Genomic DNA, 20,739 nt, shown 5'->3' on the forward strand with positions numbered 1-20,739 from the left:
GAAAAAGGATTAAGTTGTATACTCTGCATTGATCTTCACATAATCATAGGTAAGGTCACAGCCCCAGGCAGCTGCAGTGGCATCACCTTGATGGAGATCCACAAGTATGTTGACATTTTTCTCCTGCATGATTTCCTCTGCCAGATTAAGCTCATCGGTTCCTTCAAATGCAAGTATCTTGCCCTTATCAACTAAAACAGCTTTCTTTCCATCATCTGAGTTTACGGAAACTGAAATCATGGTCTGATCCATTTCACAGCCGGAGTATCCAACTGCCGCTACGATTCTACCCCAATTAGGGTCTCCGCCAAAAATGGCTGATTTTACAAGAGATGAACTTATAACTGATTTTGAAGCCAAAATTGCATCATTCTCATCTTTAGCACCATTGACCTTGCATTCAATGAATTTGGTAGCCCCTTCACCATCACGAGCCATCATTTTAGCCAAGCTTATGCAGATGAAATCCAAGGCTTCCTGGAAATCTTCATTGATCTTGCCATTTTCTGCAACTTCAACTCCAGACTTGCCGTTTGCCATCAATATTGCTGTATCATTTGTGCTTTGGTCTCCATCAACGACAATCATGTTGAAGCTCTTGTTCACAGCAGATTTCAAAGCATTATTAATCATTTCAGAAGAGATCACTGCATCAGTTGCCAGGAAGCATAGCATGGTCCCCATATTCGGTGCAATCATTCCTACCCCTTTGGTAATTCCACCGATTGTCACTTTTTTTCCATCAATAGCTGTCTCTACAGCGAATTCCTTATGATAAGTGTCAGTTGTCATCAATGATTTGGCTGCATCTGTGGAACTTTCAGCACTGTGGTCCAATTTGGAAATGGATTCCTCAACCAAAGGCAATATAATGTCCATAGGCATCTTTCTTCCAATCACCCCAGTTGATGCTGTGGCTATCTCATCAGCTGGAATGTTTGTAATTCCGGATGCAAATTCAATGGTCCTGTCACAGTCGGCTATTCCCTCTTCACCGGTAAAGCAGTTGGCGTTTCCACTGTTTGCAACAACCAATGATATCTTTCCGCCCTTGATCATTTCCTTGGTATGAATGATAGGTGCAGCAACCACCTTATTTGATGTGAAAACAGCTGAAGCGGCACTGTCTAAAGATTCAATAACAGTAAGGCCATACTTTCCTTCACGGCTTCCTGCTGCCCTTACACCTTCTACAGCACAGATTCCTCCTTCAATAACATTAATATTAGACATGATATCTCCTTTGAAACTATAAATAAAAATAATGAATGGATATGAATAAGATTCTACATTATAAACATTATAATATTGAATTAAAATTAAAAAATAAAAAATAGAATTAAAATAGGGAAATGATTCCCTAATCAATAAATATCGGCCGTATTTGAAGCATTGAATGCAGTGACATTCTGGCCTTGTGTAACATTCTCATGAAAATCATAATATGAGATCTTAGTGCCGTTTTCATCATGCAAGTCATAGCTGCTGTTTTCATAGACAGTTATGTTGTCAGTCACATTCATATATTGCACTTCTCCAGGGTTTGGTGAATCGTCACCAATGCCCATGATCATGGAAATTCCCAAAGTCAATCCACAAATGAAAGCAATCAAGACCAATGCCATTAAAAGGATCTGTCTTGGGCTTCTAGGCTTCTTAGGCCCATTATTCCTGGACCAAATTGAGCTTAAGGAATTGGATTTTCTAGAATTGTTTGAGTATCTGGAGCCTCTGGAGCCTCTGGAATTATTAGGGGCTCTGGTTTTCAAAACATTCTTGTTTTGCTGCTTTCTAGACTTCCCAGATCTTCTTCCGATTGCCATTAATTTCACCACAAATTACATGTTTTAAGTCTTTAAGACTAATAAATTATATTTTTCAATTATTTTATTAATTTAATGAATACTCTTTAAAATTAAATCTCATCTGAATGTATAATAAGCCACAAGCAACAGGACTATTATGAACCCGTAAATGCCCATGCCCATTATAGCAAGCAAATAGGCTACAACGAACATTACAATGAATGCAGTGATCACCTTTCCTTTCTTATTGGTGAGATATTCACATAATGTCCTTGTAAAGTCTGAAGGAATGTAATACCCATACAAACCGTTGGCCAGATCGAATATGACCAGTGACAATGCACCGAATCCATGTATGCTCTCTGCAATGTTTGCACGTTCACCTGCCTCTCTTCTGCTTCTGCCAATACCAATCTTGACTTTGGCACCGTTGTTTAAGATGAACCATGCGCAGTCAAGACCTGCACGAATAGCTACGTCCTTGCTTGGGAATTTTGCAATCAGGTCATCTCCGCCTTCACGGTAGCCTTCGATTTGACCTTCGCAATCCTCCATGAACTCCTTGACGCTTGTCATCAGTTCCACAAGCTTGTTTCTGCCGTATTTGGAAATGAAATTGGTTGAGTCCACAATGTCGATGAACAGGTATTGCTGGAATTCCGGCGGTTCGGATTCAGCCAACTTGAATGGAGTGTCCAATACAAGTGCATATTCACCGCCTAATTTGGTGAATGCAACACCGGGAGAGTCTCCAACCTCCTTGTTGAACTTGATTGATCTTTCAATGGCCGCAGCACCGGTCATTCCGGCAGCAGCCCTTACGCGGATTCCATTATCCAATCCAATGCCAACCAATCGAATAGCCACTCTGATTGCATCATTCTTTGACATAAGTCTTGAAACGATTTCCGTTTCGCTTCTTTCGATAATTTCTCCATTTTCCCTTAAAATGATATCAGTGAAAAGATTAATAATGTAAGAAGGTTCTGAAAGCTCCACATACATATAACGGTCACTACCCATTATGATATTGCTTACAAGAGCATATTCCTCAACCTTGTCTTGAGCAGGAAGTAATTCATAGAAGCTATGATTCTCTGGAATGTTTTCACGGCCAACATCCCTAACCAAGTTTGTGAAAATACTTTCTGTAGTGATATGTGCCTTGTCGATCTCCATCAACATGGTCTGAGTGTAATTGAACATGTCCACATATTCGGTTTCAAGCGGAGTTGTTGGAAAGTATTTTGTACCTATGCTTATTATATTATGCTTGGTAACCAGGGAAATGAGCTTTCTCATAATACTATGTTCAGCCATATTTTACCTCCTATTTTTCTTTAATCAAACAATTGAATTTGTTATTAGAACGTTAAAAATGAATTTCAACTAATCAGAATAATTGAATTTAATAATTATACGTAAAAAGTGAATTTTCAAGCTAATACAGATAATCAATTAGCTATTTCTCTTTCTTTTTCTTGGAATTCTTTTCCAAGTAGATCTCGAACTCACCTGGCTTTTCAAGAATCATATTAGGCTTGACTGAAACGAATGGGAACTTCCATGTGCCTAATCTTCCTGCAATTGTACTTGCAATGTTTCTTGAATTCTTTTTGATGAATGCCTCATCGTAGGTATTTGTCTGGATTTCAATATTGTATGGAGAATTGTCTTCAACCTCATCAGTCAGGACAATGTTCAATCCAAAGTAGCCAGGCTTGATGAACAGGTCATTACGGACTGCTATGAGTGGCTTGTGAACCAATCTCAATCTGTCTGCCACAGTAACTGAAATGTTACCTGCATCCTTGACGGCAGCCTTATAGTCCTTAGGATGAACAAGAACGAATATCACATATGGAACAGATGTCTCCACATCATCCACCATTTCCATAACCTTGTCAAACATTGGCAATTTGGAGAATATTCCCTCTATCTTTGAGGAAACGTTATCCTGTTCAGATTCATCAAGCAAGAGGATGGCTTGCTTTGCCACATTCAATGGAGTGAATTTGGTTGTTTCCTTTCCAGTATAAACCACCCAACGCTTGCGCTCAAGTTCATTTAGAATCTCATCACAGATATTCTGCAGGAGGTTCTTGACCTTCTTAGGCTTTTTGGCCTTACCCATGACCAGTTCGCCGTCCTGTATTGAGAATGGAATCCTTATGCTGTTGATGTCTGGGAATTCAGACATGAAATCCCTGAACTTGTCGTTGGACAATACCTTTGCATCCTCTTCATAAGCCAAGTCAAGGATATAATGGTCTGCAATGGTCCCTACAGGAACCTCATCTATGATTCCATCATCAACCAGTCTGACAAAAGTCTCCTTATCATCAATATTGTGACGCAAGGAAGCATCCGCTATGATTAAAAAGTCATGGCCTCCTTCTTCCAAAGCCTTTACAGCCAAAGTGATGTTTTTTAATTTAGCCTTTGAGCCTTCCTCTTTATGAAAATGCGCAACATTCGCTGCATCAATAATAACTTTCAAGATATCACCCTTTAAAAGTCTATATAATTTTTAATGAATTTTCTTAATATAATGAATTTTTTTCAATAGAACCATTCCCATCTTAGGCCTAAAGCTAAAAACAAAAATGATTCTAAATTTTAATATTTATGTATTAAATTTTTATACTATAAATATATATTAGTAATAATATATTTAAATCTTTTTAGATTGGAAAAAAATAGAATCTAGAAAAAATAGAAAAATAGACTTGAAAAATCAAAAAATAGAAAAATAGGAAATAAAATAAAAAAATAAAATAAACAGGACTATTTTGATTGAGCAGCTTCAGCCGCCTTCAATTCCTTTTTGGATCTTCTTACAAGATCTCTTAAAGCATTTGATACATTTGGAGGTACGGATCCCTCTTCCTTGTTCAAAATAACTTCAGAAATGATGTTAGAAAGAACGAATATTGCATGTTTGTGCTCTGCTTTTGTTCTGTGAATGTGATGAGGACTTATATTCAAAGCAAGGTAATCGTCAAAGAACTCGTGAGCAGAGTTATCAGTGTCTAAATATTTTAAAACATATACTAAAAATTGATGTAATTGAATCATTTCATCCTTATACATATAATACCTTTCCTATATTTTAAAATTATAAAAATCAAACTAATGGATTTAAATTAAATTTAATTTAATTTAAAAGCATATACATAACAAACCTAAATGAAAGCCATGAGGATCAATCCATTAGAATACCAAGAAATCCACATCCCATTAGAGACTTAAACAACTGACACCAAAATCTCCCATATGAATCTCAAAATGAATTACCCTAACTACATACTCAAATTTATTTTTGTTAATAGTATTTTAAACACAATTGTATTTAAAATTTATGTTTAACTATATAAATTTTTATATTTAATTCTTTGTATCAAAAATATATAAATCTTTTTGTTAAGTAAGTTATTTATTTAAACACTCCCTTTTCAAAAATAGAAGTTTCCCAATGAAAAAATTTAAAAAATGGACAAAATGCCACTTTAAGGAATCAAAATGCATTTAAATTTAAACAATGAATTAAATGAAAATTGCCAAAAAACATTGATATTTTATATGTTTTACTACTAATGTATATAAAATATAAAAAATATATTTAATTATGTTATAAATTATGTATTAAATCAATAATTATGATTGCAATGCATAATACAACAACTAAAAAATTATAATTTTATTATTTTAATTTATTTTTATTTAGTAAGAGTGGTAGAATGGAAATTCTAAAGTATGAAAAGGAAACTGCAGATGACTTGATCAAAAGGTCACAGGCAGACATCAGCGAAGTCCTGAATATAGTTTCAGACATCCTGAAGGATGTCAAGGAAAACAGGGATGAAGCTGTAAAAAGGTATACTGCCAAGTTTGACAAGGCCGAATTGGAGGATTTGCAGGTTTCTGAAGATGAAATCAAAGAAGCTTACGACAATTTGGATAAGAATCTCATTGAAGCCCTTGAAAGGGCATCTGCAAACATTGAAAAATTCCATAAGGCTCAAATTCCAGAAGAATGGTCCATGGAAGTGGACACTGGAATAACCGCCGGACAGATCATAAGACCGATAAACAGTGTCGGCTGCTACATTCCAGGAGGAAGGGCTGCCTATCCATCATCCATTTTAATGGAAGTGATTCCTGCAAAGATAGCTGGAGTGGAAAGGATTATCTGCTGCACTCCACCAGGAGCTGATGGAAAAATAATGGATGCGATTTTAGTGGCTGCAGACCTTGCTGGAGCGGATGAGATCTACAAATGTGGAGGAGCCCAAGCAATTGCCGCAATGGCTTATGGAACCGAATCAATCAAAAAGGTCGAAAAGATTGTAGGTCCTGGAAACGTGTTCGTTACCGGTGCTAAAAAGCTGGTTTATGGTGACGTGGATATAGAATTCCCTGCAGGACCTTCTGAAGTGCTGATTCTTGCAGACAATACAGCTGTTCCGGAATATCTTGCTCATGATTTCCTCTCTCAAGCGGAACATGACCCTGAGGCATCATGCTTCCTGGTCACCGATGATGAGGGAATTGCCAATGCTTCAAAGGACTTGATTGAAGAGTTTGCAAAAGAGGCAGACAGGCGTGAGATCATTGAAGAGTCATTGGAAAAGCACGGACATATCATTCTTTGTGAAAATATGGAAGAGGCCATTGACTTTACAAATACCTATGCTCCCGAACACTTAATCATAAGCACTGAAGATGACAGGGCAGTCCTTGACAGAATCAAGAATGCAGGTTCAATCTTCCTAGGCAAGTACTCACCAGTGGCAGCTGGTGATTACGGTTCAGGAACCAATCATGTATTGCCGACAGGAGGGGGAGCTAAAATGTATTCAGGCCTTTCAACTGAAGCCTTCCTTAAAAAGCCTACAGTTCAGACAATTACCAAGGAAGGAATCGAGAAATTGGCCAAGACAGTCATTCCAATAGCTGAATATGAAGGTTTTTATGCACATGCAAATTCAGTGAAGGTAAGATTGGATAAAAAATAATATTTTATAAATTTAAATAAAATTGAAATTAAAATATTTTACTTTTAAGAACTAATTTCAATAAATTAAATTAAAATATTATACTTTTAAGAACTAAATTTAAATAAATTGAAATCAAAAGAATAATTTATAATTATTATATTTATAATATATCAAAAAATAAAACTTTAATATAATCGAGGCGATAACGTGGATTATTTATTAGGAGACTTAAGAAGAACTCATTATTCAAAAGACGTAAACCCTGATATCAGTGGGGAAGAAGTCATCATTATGGGTTGGGTACATGAAATTAGAGATTTAGGCGGAATCATCTTTGTAATCATAAGAGACAGGGATGGATTGGTTCAAGTTACTGCACCAAGTAAAAAGGTGGATGCAAGCATCTTAGATGATTTAAGAGCACTCAGAAAAGAATCTGTAGTTGCAATCAAAGGTACCGTGCAGGATGCAGGAAAGGCACCAAACGGCGTTGAAATCATTCCGGCTGAAGTAATCATCCTAAACCCAGCCAAACAGCCATTGCCAATGGATCCTACTGAAAAGGTAAAGGCTGAAATCGATACCAGACTGAACTCAAGATTCCTGGACTTAAGAAAAGCGAATGTCAGTTCAATCTTCAAGATAAAGGCTAACATGTTCAAAACCGTTCGCGAATACTTCTACGAGCAAGGCATGATTGAAATCAACACTCCTAAGCTTGTAGCTTCCGCTACTGAAGGAGGAACCGAGCTTTTCCCAATCACTTACTTTGAAAAGGAAGCTTTCCTCGGACAGTCCCCGCAATTATACAAGCAAATGATGATGGGTGCCGGATTCGATAAGGTATTTGAAATCGGACAGATCTTCAGGGCAGAAGAGCACGATACCTTAAGACACTTGAACGAAGCTGTTTCCATAGACTGTGAAATCTCCTTTGCAGATGATGTGGATGTTATGAAGGTATTGGACGGCATGATTACCGCAGTGCTCAAATCCACTAAGGAAAACTGTGCAAAAGAGCTTGAAATATTGGAACATGACTTAAGCGCAATTCCAGAAGGTCCATTCCCAGAAGTGAAATACGATGATGCTGTAGACATAGTCAATTCAAGAGGAATCGATATGGAATGGGGAGAAGACTTATCCAGAGAAGCTGAAAAGGCTTTAGGTGACACTCAAGAAGGTTTCTACTTCCTTACCGATTGGCCATCAGCCATCAAGCCATTCTATGCAATGCCTTACGAAGACACTCCAGAAATCAGCCATGCTTTCGACTTGATGTACAAGAACCTTGAAATCTCATCCGGTTCCACTAGGGTTCACCAATATGACCTTTTAGTGAAACAAATGGTTGAAAGGGACTTGAATCCTGACGGATTCGGAAGCTACTTGAAGGCATTCGAATACGGTATGGCTCCTCACGCAGGTTGGGGTGTAGGTGCAGACAGATTGGCTATGGTATTGACCGGTGTTGAAAACATTAGGGAAACCGTTCTCTTCCCAAGAGACAGACACAGATTAACTCCATAAGTTGATCAAAGAACTATTAATTAAGATGAATAAAGATTAATCCTTATTTATTTTCTTTATTTATTTTCTCTTTTTTTAAAATCCAAAATAAAAAATTTAATAACTTTTCACTTTTTTATAAAACTCAAATTAATTCAAGGTAATAACATGCATGAATACAAAGTAGCAATCATAGGAGGAGGGCCGGCAGGGATGATGGCTGCAATAAAGGCAGCACAGGAATTAGGTCCAAAAACCGTATGCATCATAGAAAAGAATGATGGCTTGGGAAAGAAGCTTCTCATGACCGGTGGAGGCCGCTGCAATATTGCAAACAGCACTCCAATCCATGATCAATTGAACTATTACAAGAAGAACAAGAATTTCCTTAAGCATGCCCTATACACATTGCCTCAGGAAAAACTGCTTGCAATCTTTGAAGAGAAAGACCTTGAATTCCACATTGAAGACAAGAAGAGAATCTTCCCAGACAGTGAAGATGCCCATGATGTTCTAGATGTTTTGGAAGAATATCTTGAAGAATTGGAAGTGGATACATACCTTTCATGTCCAATTGATGCCAACGATATGGAGCATGAATTAAATGAAAGGATGGAACCAGTATTCTTAATAGAAAACGATAAGATATCATTAAATGCATCAAAGATTGTAGTATCTACAGGAGGCATTACATACCCATCTACAGGTTCCACTGGGGATGGATATAAAATAGCTTCCAAAATGAATCATAACATTACTGATATCAAGCCGGGGCTTGTCTCATTCAATGTTGATGACTTTTTGCTTAGAAGCCTAAGCGGACTTACTCTAAATGATGTGGAGATTTCATTTAAGGACAAAAAGAAAAAGACAAGTGTTAGGGGAGACCTATTGATCAGTCACTTTGGCCTGACCGGACCTGCAGTAATTGACTTGAGCAATCTATTGATTGAAAAATCCAAATTTTCAATAGTGGATGATGATTTGAATCTAATCGATGACGAGGAAATGGAAAACCTTGAACTGTTTTCAGATAGGATTTCTATTGATTTCACTCCTGACTTGACTGAAGAGGACATCAAGGCCCAAATCACAAAAGATACTCCAGAGAGTGGAACATTAAAGATAAAGAACTATATGAAGAAGTTCCTTCCATCTAACTTCATTGACTATTTCCTTATGAAATTGGACATAAGCCCTAATAAGACAATGGCTAACATCACTAAAAAGGAGAAGAATAAAATAGCTGAAGACCTTAAAAGGCATCCGATTGTAATTGAATTTTTGGAAATAGACCTTGCAAAGGTTACCATTGGAGGAGTCAAATCAAAAGAGATAGATTCCAAAACCCTCCAATCAAGATTTGTAGAAGGATTGTACTTTGCAGGAGAAGTTCTTGAAGTGGCTGGACCGACTGGCGGTTATAACTTGCAAATAGCTTTTGCCACAGGATATTTGGCAGGTCAGGAAGCTGCAAACAGTTTAAAATAATCATTTAAAGTTAAAAAGATTCTTCTTTATTTTTTAAAATCTATTTTTTAATTTAAAAATCTCTTATTTAATTAAAAAGATAATGAAAAGAATCTATTTTTTAATTTTGAAATCCCTTTTTTTAATTATGAAAAATAATCAAAAAATCAATGCAAAAATAGTTTATAACAATTGTTAAAAATTAAAAAAATTTAAAAAAATATATTGTATAAATCAATTGATTTATACAATGCTTTCAAATCCTTTTGTTGCGAGCAAACGTGCGAATGAACCTTTTGGAGTCATAACAATGTTACCTTTGTTATACTCATTCATCGCTGCCTTTACCATGGTCTCCTTTTTGTTTGGATCTTTTGCCGCATTGGAAAGTGCTTTAACCAATACCATAACAGAATCTCCTCTGTCCATGGTTCCAGTTACTCCGCTTCTGCCTTTATATCCATTATAATTATCGTTTTCACGGATAATGTCAGTTGCACTAAGGGTAGTCACTTCACCATCGACTTCAAGAGGCCTTACTGAATCTATGATATTATCCAATCCTTCATCATAGATGACAACAACAGCATCAATATGTGTTCCATTACGGTATTCTACAATTTCTTTTGCATATTGCATACCCTCTTCAACACCATTCCAAAGACAATCGTGGAAACGCATATTGCCCCTCAGATTTCCAGGAGCCGGTTGTGTAGGGTGCACCATTCCACCAGGATAAAATGGTTCATAGCTCTTTAAGTGCCCATCTTCCAAACGGACAATGAATGCCATATCGCATCCACCATTTGGCTGTTCGTATTTGTCGGCTGCAAGAACCAAGACAGTCTTGTTTTCAGCAGCCAAGTCAGGACCGCCTATGAAAAAGCTACCTATAACAAATAGTAACCAAATAAGAATGACAGAAAGAATTGCTATAATAAGTTTTTTTCGTCTATTCATAATTTATTCCTTCCTAAATAAAATAATTATAATCATGATTCTAATAAATATGATATTAATATTTTATTTATCATTTATATTTTATAAATGTATTTATATTTTGTAAAAAAATAATGAAAAATAAATATATCATTAGAAAAATAGAAAAAACAAAAAATATAGTACAATAGAGAAAAGTAATAAAAAAGAATACTAAAAATAAAAAATAAAAAAAGAAGATAAATTGAGCAATTTTATCTTCTAACCTTTGAGGATTTTTTAACTGCATCTTTAATGTAGGTCACTTGATATTTGACTTTTTTACCTATCTTAAGCTTTCTGAGGATTGATTTTTTAACGGTAACCTTAGCAATTCCCTTCTTATTGGTTTTGGCCTTAAAGGTTTTTCCATTGAATTTAAAGGTCAAATATTTGCTTTTGATAGGACTTTTGCCCTTTTTCAAAGTTGCAGTTAAAGCCAGTTTGCTGGCATATTTCCTTACCTTTACAGACTTAATAGTTAAAACCTGCTTAACGGTAACATTTCTGTTATAGGTTTTACCCAATGCGGAAACTGTAAACTTATACTTTTTAGGAAGATATTTAGTTGGTATCTTGAACACAGCCCATCCAGTCTTATTGGTTTTGACTTTAGTGATATACTTTCCGTTGATCTTAAAGCTGACGTATTTTCCTGCCAATGCCTTTCCGCTAGAATTGGTCAATTTGACCTTATACTTCCCATCCCCATAATAGATAGTGGAATTGGATGTAATGAACTTGACCTGTTTGAACACATTTAAATTCTTGGAGGAATCATATTCCACCTTTTTACCATCACTTAAAGTTTCAATGAAGATCAAATCAATACTATATTTACCCGCTTTTAAGCTTGATAATGAAATCTTTGCTGTGCCATTCACTAATTTTGCAGAATAAACTTTGGCAGTGGATTCCCCAATGGCATCCCATACCTTAATCTTTAATGTACCGTTTTTGCCTGGCAAGTTTAGGGAAACATATTTGCTATCTCCTTGATACATGGTTTTAGGAATGGAGAATTTTGGACAAACATAAGCAGTTCCATAGACATAATCATTAACCAAATAATCAGTTCCTGTGTATTTGGCTATAACTTTAGAAAACCAACCTAAACCCAATTTTTCAAAGGAAACTGTAGCTTCCCCATTGACTAATTTTTGAGTGTATGTGCTCACCAATTTAGTTTCATCCTTAAAATCATAAGCATATAATTTTAGATTTCCCTTTGCATTTGCAGGCAATTTTAAAGTAACACCATCATTAAAGCCATCATGAACAGGATTAAAATCAGCCATAATTAGAAGGACATATTCCACACTACGGGCAGGATACTTTTCATCACCTGAATAGATCAGTTGACAGGTATGATTGCCAACAATTAGATTAGGGCTAATTTTCACATAAAAGATATTCCTAGTATCATCTTCAGTTGAAATGATTTCAGTCCTATTGAATATTTCATTATATGATTTACCATCAATCTTAACGCTGAGTTTTTCAGTATCCAGATCCTGTGGAATGCAAAGCGCCAATTCATCAGAGCCAAAATTAGTTTTATCATTTAATAATTCAAATATATAGGATACATTAACCAATTTAGACTTTTCTATATTGTTATCATCATCTTCATATATGACGGTGATATTATAGATTGAATTTCCATATACTGGAATTTGCTTAAAAAATTCCTCTTCATATTCCTCTTTAGACAAATCAATAGTTTGATTTACTTCCCCATCTTTATAAACAGTTACTATACCATTTAACTTTTGTGTTAAATGTATTGAAATATAATCTTGAGAAGGCTCTGCTGACCAATCATCATAATAATTTGCCCCATTAATTATTTTATCATGGATAGATATTTCAATAGAACTTTCTTCTCCTTCTTCAATCTTAGAAGAATCTGCGAGATTTTCCTTATCATCACTTTTTGCAGAATCCAAATCAATTTCTTCAGGGCAAGAACCAATCATATCCTCTTGAGAAGGATTAATCAGTTCATCATTGGGAAGGCTGATGCTATCTCCCAAATCTCCATTGTCTGTTATTAGATTTGAATTGATATTATCATCAGAAACTGCACTAACAGAACCTAATGTTAAAATAGCTAGCATAAGAATGCCAACCATCATCATATTTTTAAATTTCAATAAAATCCCTCTATAATTTAAATTTCTAAACTTACTTCAATTACTTAATCTATTTAAGAATTTGTTAATAATAAGTATTTTTTTTAAACTATAAAAGATTAAGTATTTATTCTATTTTATCGCTCCAAAGACTGAATTCCTTGATTTGAGGAGGAATTCCCTGGTCACCACAGGATTCAAGCCATCCTTCACTTGATTCAAACTCCTCATCATAATCCACACTATTTACAAAATCTATCAATCCCTGATTTCTAATCAGAACATCCCGTGGCTTCAATGTGGATGACCAAATATAAAAGACCTTGAAGACAGTGTCCGGATGATATCCTCCACCCAAATCAATTGATAAGACATCACATCTATCAATCATTTTGGCAACTTTCTCTAAAGTCTCATGAAGACGGACATCAGCACTGATAAATTTAAAATTATCATTATATCTTGAAAGCTTTTCCATAGGTTCAATGGCTTCAGGACTATTATCTATACTTATTAAGCGTCCGGTGCTTAATTTATATAATATTATTTCACTTGATTTACCTACATGGGAACCTAATTCAACAACATTGTCTGTCTTTTCCAAGACTTCCCTCAAATGCTGTCTGTAAACCTTCATGTCATAGCTGAGTTTTATCATATTATCCCCTTTACTTATCTTTATTAATGCGAATTCCTTCAATATCCATCTTATAAAAGTCAAACTCATTATAGTATTCCGCTTCCAGTTTCAATTTCTGCTCTTCATTAGCTATTGCAAATACGGTATTTCCCAACATTGCCATTGAAGATCCAAGCACTCTTCCATGCAATTTATGAATAATCTTCAATAGGTCATCATTGATCAGGTGAGTCTTTTTGGCAAATTTCAAAGAAGAATTCATAAACTTTTTAATTGTTTCCTCTTCATTGAATTCACTGTCAACAGCCACATTGAACCTGTTCTTGAACTTGGAGCCGATTACAATTCCATCCTCCTTCCTATTGAATTCCTCACCTATTTCCAAACCGACTTGTGTAATGATTTTCTTATGCTTCGGATCTTGGATGATGGAAGCGGTTGATATCTCACCTAATGATTTGGTGATTACATAGAAATCTGATTTCAATGATTCGAAAACTCCAAATCCTGTCTTTTCATGTGGAACAATTGATTTTGCTTCACCGAATCCAGGAGCTCCTGGCTTGGTTCTAAGTACAATGCCTTTAGACAATTCTGCAATAACATCTCCAAGGCCTGTTCCAAGCTCAACTTCAGCCAGATGGGCATACTTTCCGCATTCCTCAATAGAGAGGCCCAAATCAAAGTGCTCATTAATGCAAATTGCAGTGCCAATGGCAGATGCAGCAGATGTTCCGAATCCGCATCCTATTGGAACCTGAATTGTCTGTTCAATAAGAATATTCTCCAGTTTGAACTTGGCCTCTTCATTATTAAGTTCCTTATCCATCAATTCAATTGTCTTTAGAAGGATAACTTCATTATACTCATCCTTCCTGCCGTTAATCAAAATGGAAAAGTCTCCATCATCACTTTTGCCAATTACAGTTATGACACCCTTATCCAAGAGCACTCCAGCCCCCAATGAGCCTTTCAACAATGGATCCTCATTGTCAAGAATGCTGAAAAATCCTGTGATGTGAGATGGAACAAATACTGAAATCATTTTAACACTTTCTGATTTGATGATTAATTAATAAAATAAGTTTATTAATTATAAGAATGAAAATTATAAATATCAATAGATTATTACGATTTGATTAATATAAATTATATTTTCAACATTTATAAAAGTTTATAATTTATAAAATATTCAACAATGAAAATAAAAATTTAAATCATTTTACTCAAGGGAGAGATATCATTGACTCACAAAAGAATTGATTTACATATGCACAGCCTATTCAGTGATGGAGAGCTTTTGCCATCTGAACTTGCAAGAAGAGCACTTGTTTTAGGACATGAGGCAATAGCCATTACAGATCATGTTGATTACTCAAACATCAATACCATTCCAGACATAAGCGAAGCGATTGAAGACATTAACAGCAACTGGGACATCACTGTTGTTTTAGGTGCTGAAATCACCCATGCACCGGTTGAATCCATTCCAGACCTTGCAGACAGGGCTAGAGAACTTGGTGCAAAGATTGTTGTAGTTCATGGTGAGACATTGAATGAGCCTGTTGTCGAAGGAACTAATTTCGCAGCAGTAAGCTGTAAGGAAATTGATATCCTAGGCCATCCTGGACTCATCACCAAAGAGGAAGCGGAAATAGCCAAAAAGAATGATGTCGCTTTGGAAATCAGTGCAAGAAACGGCCACTGCTTAGGAAACGGACATGTGGCAAACATTGCAAGAGAAGTGGGAAATGACCTTGTCATTGATACAGACACCCATTCTCCAGATAATATAATTAGCTTTGAAAGAGCAATTGAAATAGGATTGGGAGCAGGAATGACAAAAGAGGAAGTGATGAAGGCTACCGTTGACAATCCTAGAAAAATATTGAAAAGAAATGGAATAAACCTTTAATTATTCCATAAATTCTCTCTTTTTAAAAAAAATAGTTCTTGTTTATTTTACTTTTTTGATAAAATTATAAATTATTAGTCTTCTTTTACTTTTTTTATATATTTTTAAATCATTTATGTTCCTTCACTTTTTTGCTTTCCTTATTGTTGCAGCATCCAAAGAAAAAGTTTCTAATTCTCTTAACTTCAGACTTGTTTTCCTTTTTTACCCTTTCATCCCTTTCATGCATTTTCCTTCTTGCCTCAGCCATATCTGACATATTTTCACCTTTAGATAATTCTTTTTGAATATCATATAATTCAAAAATAAACTTAATTATATATGTATCTATAAAATGTTATTTATAAAGTTTTAATTTATAAAGTTTTAAAATTATGGTAATTAAAATAAGTAAAATAAAAAATATTTAAAAAAAGCAGATAATTAACCAGAAACAAAAAAGATTAAATCCTTTTTGTTTGCCTGATTATACTTTTCCAATTGTGAATTAGAAAAGTGAAAAACTTTCTTAACCCCTATAGATTTGAAATTACGATTTTGGTGAATTCATTGAATGTATTTCATGTGTTTAATGATTTGTGTGTGTTATGATTTGATTTGAATTTTGAAGATAAATTGAGTTAATTCGTAACGTTTTGTTGATTTGTGTCTGGTTTATAATTTAGAGGGCAATAAAGTTTATAGTTTTAAAAAGCTTCCAAAAATTATCTTCGGAAAGATACGACTTTCGGATCTCTTTTTCTTTCTCGTTTAGTAGGTTTGATTTGTTTCTTACCGCAAATTCCACTTTTGGATCTTCCCAATATTTCACCTCCGAGAATTAAAGATATTAGAAAAACCTAAGAAAGATTTTGATTTGAGCGATTAATGACAGTATTCTTTTTTAGATAATGTGGAGTTATCTTTGGTTGAGATAATCTAAATTTTTAGGTGTGCCTAAATATCTTTAATTATAGTTTGTTTTCATCATATATAAAAGTTTAGGTATGCCTAAATATTTGTATATATACAAAATGTTTGTACATATCAAAACAGTTATATACTATAAGAACAAATATTAATATAGATATTTAGGACAACTCCAGCGTCGAAAATCGAAACTGGATTAAAATGAATACTATCAAAATCCGAAGAATGAATGAACCTGAATATCTCCAAAAGAGTTAAAATGTACTAATTCGCCTTATAAGAGACATATTAACTAAAACGTATTAATTGCCTATTGCAATTAATTAAGCTGTTGAACTAAATGATTAATTTTCTATTAATCAAAAGAAAAAAACATGAATTAAGCAAATTTTGTAAAAAAAAATGTGTTTTAGCAGAGAATTAAACTAAAATCATTCGACAAAACATTGCTTCAATCTATATTTCAAATCAAATCAAAAAAAAGAAAAACAAATCGTCAAATCGAAAAATAAAAAATTAGAGGTGGAAATATCAAGAAACAAAAAGTTAAACCTCAATTTGAAAACCAAAATTTCAAAAACAAGTAGGAGCAAACAAAGAATAAATGACTTGTTTGCTTTTACATTATTTTATTTATTAATTTTATTTATTTTATGAAATTATTTTTATTAATTTTATTTTATTAATTTACTATTTTTATTAATTATTTTTAAAACAATTAAAAAAAAAAAAAAAACTTATTTTAAGACCTTATATTCCATAACAAAGTCCTTTCCTAAAGGATAATACTTTTCCAATTTCAATGGAACGGCCTCTTTCATATAATCGAATCCCTCTCCATCGAAGAATGTTTTGGAATCCTTTCCTCCAACAATCATTGGAGCTATGCAAATCTTTACCTCATCAATCAGGTTTTCCCTAATCATTGAAAAGTTAAGTGTGGATCCGCCTTCGAGCATCAGGGTTTCAATTCCTCTAGAGTATAAGTATTCCATAAACTCACTCAAGTCTACAGATTCCCTTGATGAATAGAACACATCGGCCTTTTTTGAAATCTCCTTAGCTCGATTGACTGCATCGGCATCACAGTTAGGATTACTTTCATCACAGATATTGGAAACTGCAATTATTGTTTCGGCATCATCATTCAATATTCTATAATCTAGTGGAGTCCTTGCCTTATTGTCAACAACAACTCGGATTGGATTGTCCTCTTTTTTTGCATTGATCTTATGGACGGTAAGCCTAGGGTCATCTGCAAGAACGGTTCCGATTCCAACCATGATTCCATCAACTTCCTTTCTGATTTCATGAACACGTTCAAGATCCTCTTTGCCTGAAATTTCAGAACTTCCGGTTTTTGTTGCAATTTTTCCATCCAATGTCATGGCTGCATTTAAGATAACATAAGGTTTCATTTTCTCACCCTAAAATTCATAAACATAATGTTTCATCATATCATGCCTTTAGGTTTAATAATAGAATAATAAGAATAAAGTAAATTTTTTAACTATCAATTTAATTAATCGTTCATTTAAGATTATAAGTCGAATACATATCTTGCATTCTTTTCAGTCTGTTGGTCTACATCACCCACACTCATTTCATGCAATTCGGCTAATTTCTCAACTGCAAGTGCAACATTTGCAGGTTCATTTCTCTCATCCTTTGTCATTGCCAAATATGGACTGTCGGTTTCAGTCAGGATTCTTTCTATAGGAATTTCCTTGAACAGATCCTGATGTCTCCCGCTATAACAGACCATGGTTGAACAGCTCAAATAGTAGTCATCCATATCCAATATTTTTCTTGCAGTCTTCAGACTCCCCCCATAACAGTGAAAGATTACTTTGGGAATATTGTCATAGGATTTCAATAGATTGAATATTTTCTTTTCACAATCCCTGCCATGAATGAGCAATGGCTTTTCATACTCATTTGCAAGTTCAATGAATCCTGTGAAGATTTCCTGTTGCCTTGCTCTCAATGTCTTGTCTGTGCAGTAGAAAAAGTCCATTCCCACTTCACCGATAGCCAATATCTCATCAAGATGCTCAATCATTTGCCTATGGGCTCCATCGATTTCCTCTTGAGGAGAGTTCTGTGAACTTACGGGATGAAAGCCAAATGTAGGGTAAACAAAGCCTTCATACTCCTTTGAAAGTCTTAAGGCCTTAGCATTGCTTTCCAAACCATATCCTGAATTGATTACAGCTGAAAGCTTATCCTTAGCTCTAGCCATCACATCCTCTCTATCATCATCAAATTCATCAAAGTCTATATGGCAATGTGTGTCTATCATAATAATCACATGAAATTAAAATTGAAATGAAAATTAAAAAAATGAGAAATATTAAATTTAAAAAGAAAAAAGAGAAAGAGATTTTTTTAAATATTAAATTCTAGACTCCGAAACGTCTGTCTCTTGCCTGATAATCTCTAATAGCTCTCAAATAGTCTACTTTTCTTAGTTCTGGCCATAAGCTGTCACAGAAATAAAGCTCTGAATATGAAGACTGCCATAAGAGGAAACCGCTTAATCTTTCTTCACCGCTTGTCCTTATAATAAGGCTTGGATCTTCAAGTCCTGCAGTGTAAAGGTTCTTGCTTACCAGTTCCTCATCAATGTCATCTACAGATATCTCGCCATCTTCGACTTGCTTATAAATCTTCTTGATAGCATCTACGATTTCCAATCTTCCGTCATAACCAATAGCTAAGTTAAATAAACGTTCATTATAATCTTTTGTAGCTTCTTCCGCTTCTAATATCGCTTCTCTAACACTATCCGGCAAAAGTTCAGTTCTTCCAACAACTTTTACACGGACTTTATTCTTGTGAATCTTTTCATGACCTACAATTCTTTTAAAGTTCTTAACAAAAAGATTCATCAAACCTTCAACTTCATCCTTTGGCCTATTGAAATTTTCAGTAGAAAAAGCATAAGCGGTTACTATCTCAATTCCCAAGTCAATACTCCAATCAAGAACCTTTTCCAGAGTATCTACACCTACTTCATGGCCTTTGATGACCTCCATGTTTCCTTGAATCTTTGAGTACCTTCTATTACCGTCCATGATAATAGCTACATGCTTTGGCATCCTATCCGGATCTAATTCCTTCAAGAGACGCTTTTCATAAATTGTATATAAAAATTGTGGTGGCACAATCATTCCCCATAATATTTTTTTATTTTTTTATTGTTCCTTAAATTAATTTTAAAATTTAAAATTACTTGATTAAGTAATATCTATTAATAATATATTTAAAAAAAATAATTTAAATAGTTTTATATATGATTTTTAGAAAAATGGATTAAAAAATTTTAAAAATAGTTAAATGGAAAAAATAGTTTTATATGAGACAGTGAAAGTTGTTAGAATATTCGATTATTCTCTTAATTTAGCCAATTTATAAGCCAATTCCAAACTTCTTTTATATCCTTCAACGCTCTGGTCACGGCTTGTATCAATGAAAATCTCATCTATTCCAAGTGTTACTGCACCATAGCTTGGCCAACCGTCCAAGAGAACAAGTGTCCTGAAAAGGATATTGCCGAATATTCCATCATTTGCAAGTATGATATTGTTTCCATCTTCAATTGCCTGTTCCAAGAGAATATAATAGTTTTTTATGGAATAGTTTTTTGATATGTCTTCAGAGCCATTGTCAAAATTATCCAATTCATCAAATTTATTGATCAATAATTCTGTGAGTTCCTGTGATGACTTTAAGCTTTCATCAATTCTTTCGCTTCTTCCCAAATCGTCCTTTCTCCCTTCAGCCAAAATAGCTATTTTCGGCTTTTTGCCAAGATATTGGATGAAATCAGCAGCCTGAACAGCCAAAGTGATTTTTTCTTCCGTATTCTTGCCCTCATCTATGCCTACTGGAGCAAGGAGGAACTCATAATCCTTTGAGAATCTTTCATCACCCCTTGTGTTAATATAAGTAGTTCTGTTGATTTTGCTCTCTGATTTAAGCTCTTTAATGGCTTTTATAACTTTAGATGCCCTTAAGGATCCCCTTATGACAGCATCAACTTCCGGATTCTCAAATGCATTTATAAGCTCATCTTCAGTTTTCACTAAAGTTATATTCAAATCATCAATTGTATTCAATTGGCTAGAAGCTTTTATAATGTTTTCATTTTCTCCTAAGCCCACCACTATATTAATCATAGTAATTGATTTATCCATTATTTAATTTATAGTTTTATAAAATTTGAAGAAATGGAGATTAAAAAATTATAGAAATAGTTAGAAATAGTTAAAAATAGTAAAAAAGGATAAATGAAACTTTAAAAAAAATAGTAAAAATGCAAGAGTAAAACTAGAAAAAACTAGAAAAAACTAGAAAAAACTAGAAAAAACTAGAA

The 20,739-nt window shown here is 34.3% G+C and carries 18 protein-coding genes; 4 read left to right on the forward strand and 14 right to left on the reverse strand.

Annotated elements, in window-relative coordinates:
* Positions 1-9: 9 nt before the first annotated feature.
* From argJ to IJE13_RS08180, 5 genes are all read right to left on the reverse strand, one after another.
* Positions 10-1,233: a bifunctional ornithine acetyltransferase/N-acetylglutamate synthase gene (gene argJ, locus IJE13_RS08160; protein ID WP_292779237.1), complete on the reverse strand. Its 1,224-nt coding sequence runs from the start codon at positions 1,231-1,233 to the stop codon at positions 10-12.
* A 131-nt stretch (positions 1,234-1,364) separates the two neighbouring features.
* Positions 1,365-1,823 (reverse strand): hypothetical protein, encoded by a 459-nt coding sequence (locus tag IJE13_RS08165; protein ID WP_292779240.1) that lies wholly within the window; start codon positions 1,821-1,823, stop codon positions 1,365-1,367.
* A gap of 99 nt (positions 1,824-1,922) precedes the next feature.
* Complete coding sequence (locus IJE13_RS08170; RefSeq protein ID WP_292779243.1) at positions 1,923-3,125, reverse strand: hypothetical protein; 1,203 nt, start codon at positions 3,123-3,125, stop codon at positions 1,923-1,925.
* A 142-nt stretch (positions 3,126-3,267) separates the two neighbouring features.
* Complete coding sequence (locus IJE13_RS08175; RefSeq protein WP_292779245.1) at positions 3,268-4,305, reverse strand: Zc3h12a-like ribonuclease; 1,038 nt, start codon at positions 4,303-4,305, stop codon at positions 3,268-3,270.
* Between the two features lie 287 nt (positions 4,306-4,592).
* Positions 4,593-4,898 (reverse strand): UPF0058 family protein, encoded by a 306-nt coding sequence (locus IJE13_RS08180; RefSeq protein ID WP_292779248.1) that lies wholly within the window; start codon positions 4,896-4,898, stop codon positions 4,593-4,595.
* A 647-nt stretch (positions 4,899-5,545) separates the two neighbouring features.
* On the opposite strand from IJE13_RS08180, the gene hisD reads away from it, so the two are divergent.
* From hisD to IJE13_RS08195, 3 genes are all read left to right on the forward strand, one after another.
* A complete protein-coding gene (gene hisD / locus IJE13_RS08185; protein WP_292779252.1) occupies positions 5,546-6,823 on the forward strand; it encodes a histidinol dehydrogenase in 1,278 nt (425 codons plus the stop codon).
* A 189-nt stretch (positions 6,824-7,012) separates the two neighbouring features.
* A complete protein-coding gene (gene aspS / locus IJE13_RS08190; protein ID WP_292779255.1) occupies positions 7,013-8,335 on the forward strand; it encodes an aspartate--tRNA(Asn) ligase in 1,323 nt (440 codons plus the stop codon).
* 147 nt (positions 8,336-8,482) lie between these two features.
* On the forward strand, positions 8,483-9,805 hold the full coding sequence (locus IJE13_RS08195) for an aminoacetone oxidase family FAD-binding enzyme (protein ID WP_292779258.1): 1,323 nt from the start codon (positions 8,483-8,485) through the stop codon (positions 9,803-9,805).
* Positions 9,806-10,027: 222 nt separating this feature from the next.
* Here the strand turns inward: IJE13_RS08195 and IJE13_RS08200 are convergent, their stop codons facing one another.
* From IJE13_RS08200 to IJE13_RS08215, 4 genes are all read right to left on the reverse strand, one after another.
* Positions 10,028-10,744, reverse strand: a complete 717-nt coding sequence (locus IJE13_RS08200; RefSeq protein ID WP_292779260.1) for a DUF4012 domain-containing protein — start codon at positions 10,742-10,744, stop codon at positions 10,028-10,030.
* A 233-nt stretch (positions 10,745-10,977) separates the two neighbouring features.
* Positions 10,978-12,918 (reverse strand): hypothetical protein, encoded by a 1,941-nt coding sequence (locus tag IJE13_RS08205; RefSeq protein WP_292779262.1) that lies wholly within the window; start codon positions 12,916-12,918, stop codon positions 10,978-10,980.
* 106 nt (positions 12,919-13,024) lie between these two features.
* Complete coding sequence (locus IJE13_RS08210) at positions 13,025-13,555, reverse strand: class I SAM-dependent methyltransferase (protein ID WP_292779265.1); 531 nt, start codon at positions 13,553-13,555, stop codon at positions 13,025-13,027.
* A gap of 10 nt (positions 13,556-13,565) precedes the next feature.
* On the reverse strand, positions 13,566-14,582 hold the full coding sequence (locus IJE13_RS08215; protein ID WP_292779269.1) for a pantoate kinase: 1,017 nt from the start codon (positions 14,580-14,582) through the stop codon (positions 13,566-13,568).
* A gap of 198 nt (positions 14,583-14,780) precedes the next feature.
* Here IJE13_RS08215 and IJE13_RS08220 point away from each other — a divergent pair, with 198 nt between their 5' ends.
* Positions 14,781-15,452 carry a histidinol phosphate phosphatase domain-containing protein gene (locus tag IJE13_RS08220; protein ID WP_292779272.1) on the forward strand — a complete coding sequence of 224 codons (672 nt, stop codon included), beginning with the start codon at positions 14,781-14,783 and terminating at the stop codon, positions 15,450-15,452.
* A 109-nt stretch (positions 15,453-15,561) separates the two neighbouring features.
* Here the strand turns inward: IJE13_RS08220 and IJE13_RS08225 are convergent, their stop codons facing one another.
* From IJE13_RS08225 to mtxX, 5 genes are all read right to left on the reverse strand, one after another.
* Entirely contained in the window at positions 15,562-15,711 is a 150-nt protein-coding gene (locus IJE13_RS08225; RefSeq protein ID WP_292779275.1) for a hypothetical protein, read from the reverse strand.
* A gap of 1,387 nt (positions 15,712-17,098) precedes the next feature.
* Positions 17,099-17,779: a 2,5-diamino-6-(ribosylamino)-4(3H)-pyrimidinone 5'-phosphate reductase gene (locus IJE13_RS08230; protein ID WP_292779277.1), complete on the reverse strand. Its 681-nt coding sequence runs from the start codon at positions 17,777-17,779 to the stop codon at positions 17,099-17,101.
* Between the two features lie 122 nt (positions 17,780-17,901).
* On the reverse strand, positions 17,902-18,663 hold the full coding sequence (locus IJE13_RS08235; protein ID WP_292779280.1) for a TatD family hydrolase: 762 nt from the start codon (positions 18,661-18,663) through the stop codon (positions 17,902-17,904).
* 100 nt (positions 18,664-18,763) lie between these two features.
* Complete coding sequence (uppS, locus tag IJE13_RS08240; RefSeq protein WP_292779286.1) at positions 18,764-19,528, reverse strand: polyprenyl diphosphate synthase; 765 nt, start codon at positions 19,526-19,528, stop codon at positions 18,764-18,766.
* A gap of 222 nt (positions 19,529-19,750) precedes the next feature.
* Positions 19,751-20,542, reverse strand: coding sequence for a methanogenesis marker protein Mmp4/MtxX (gene mtxX / locus IJE13_RS08245; protein ID WP_292779283.1), 792 nt, complete (start codon positions 20,540-20,542; stop codon positions 19,751-19,753).
* Positions 20,543-20,739 lie beyond the last annotated feature (197 nt).

The sequence above is a fragment of the Methanobrevibacter sp. genome, assembly GCF_017410345.1.
GTDB lineage: Archaea > Methanobacteriota > Methanobacteria > Methanobacteriales > Methanobacteriaceae > Methanobrevibacter.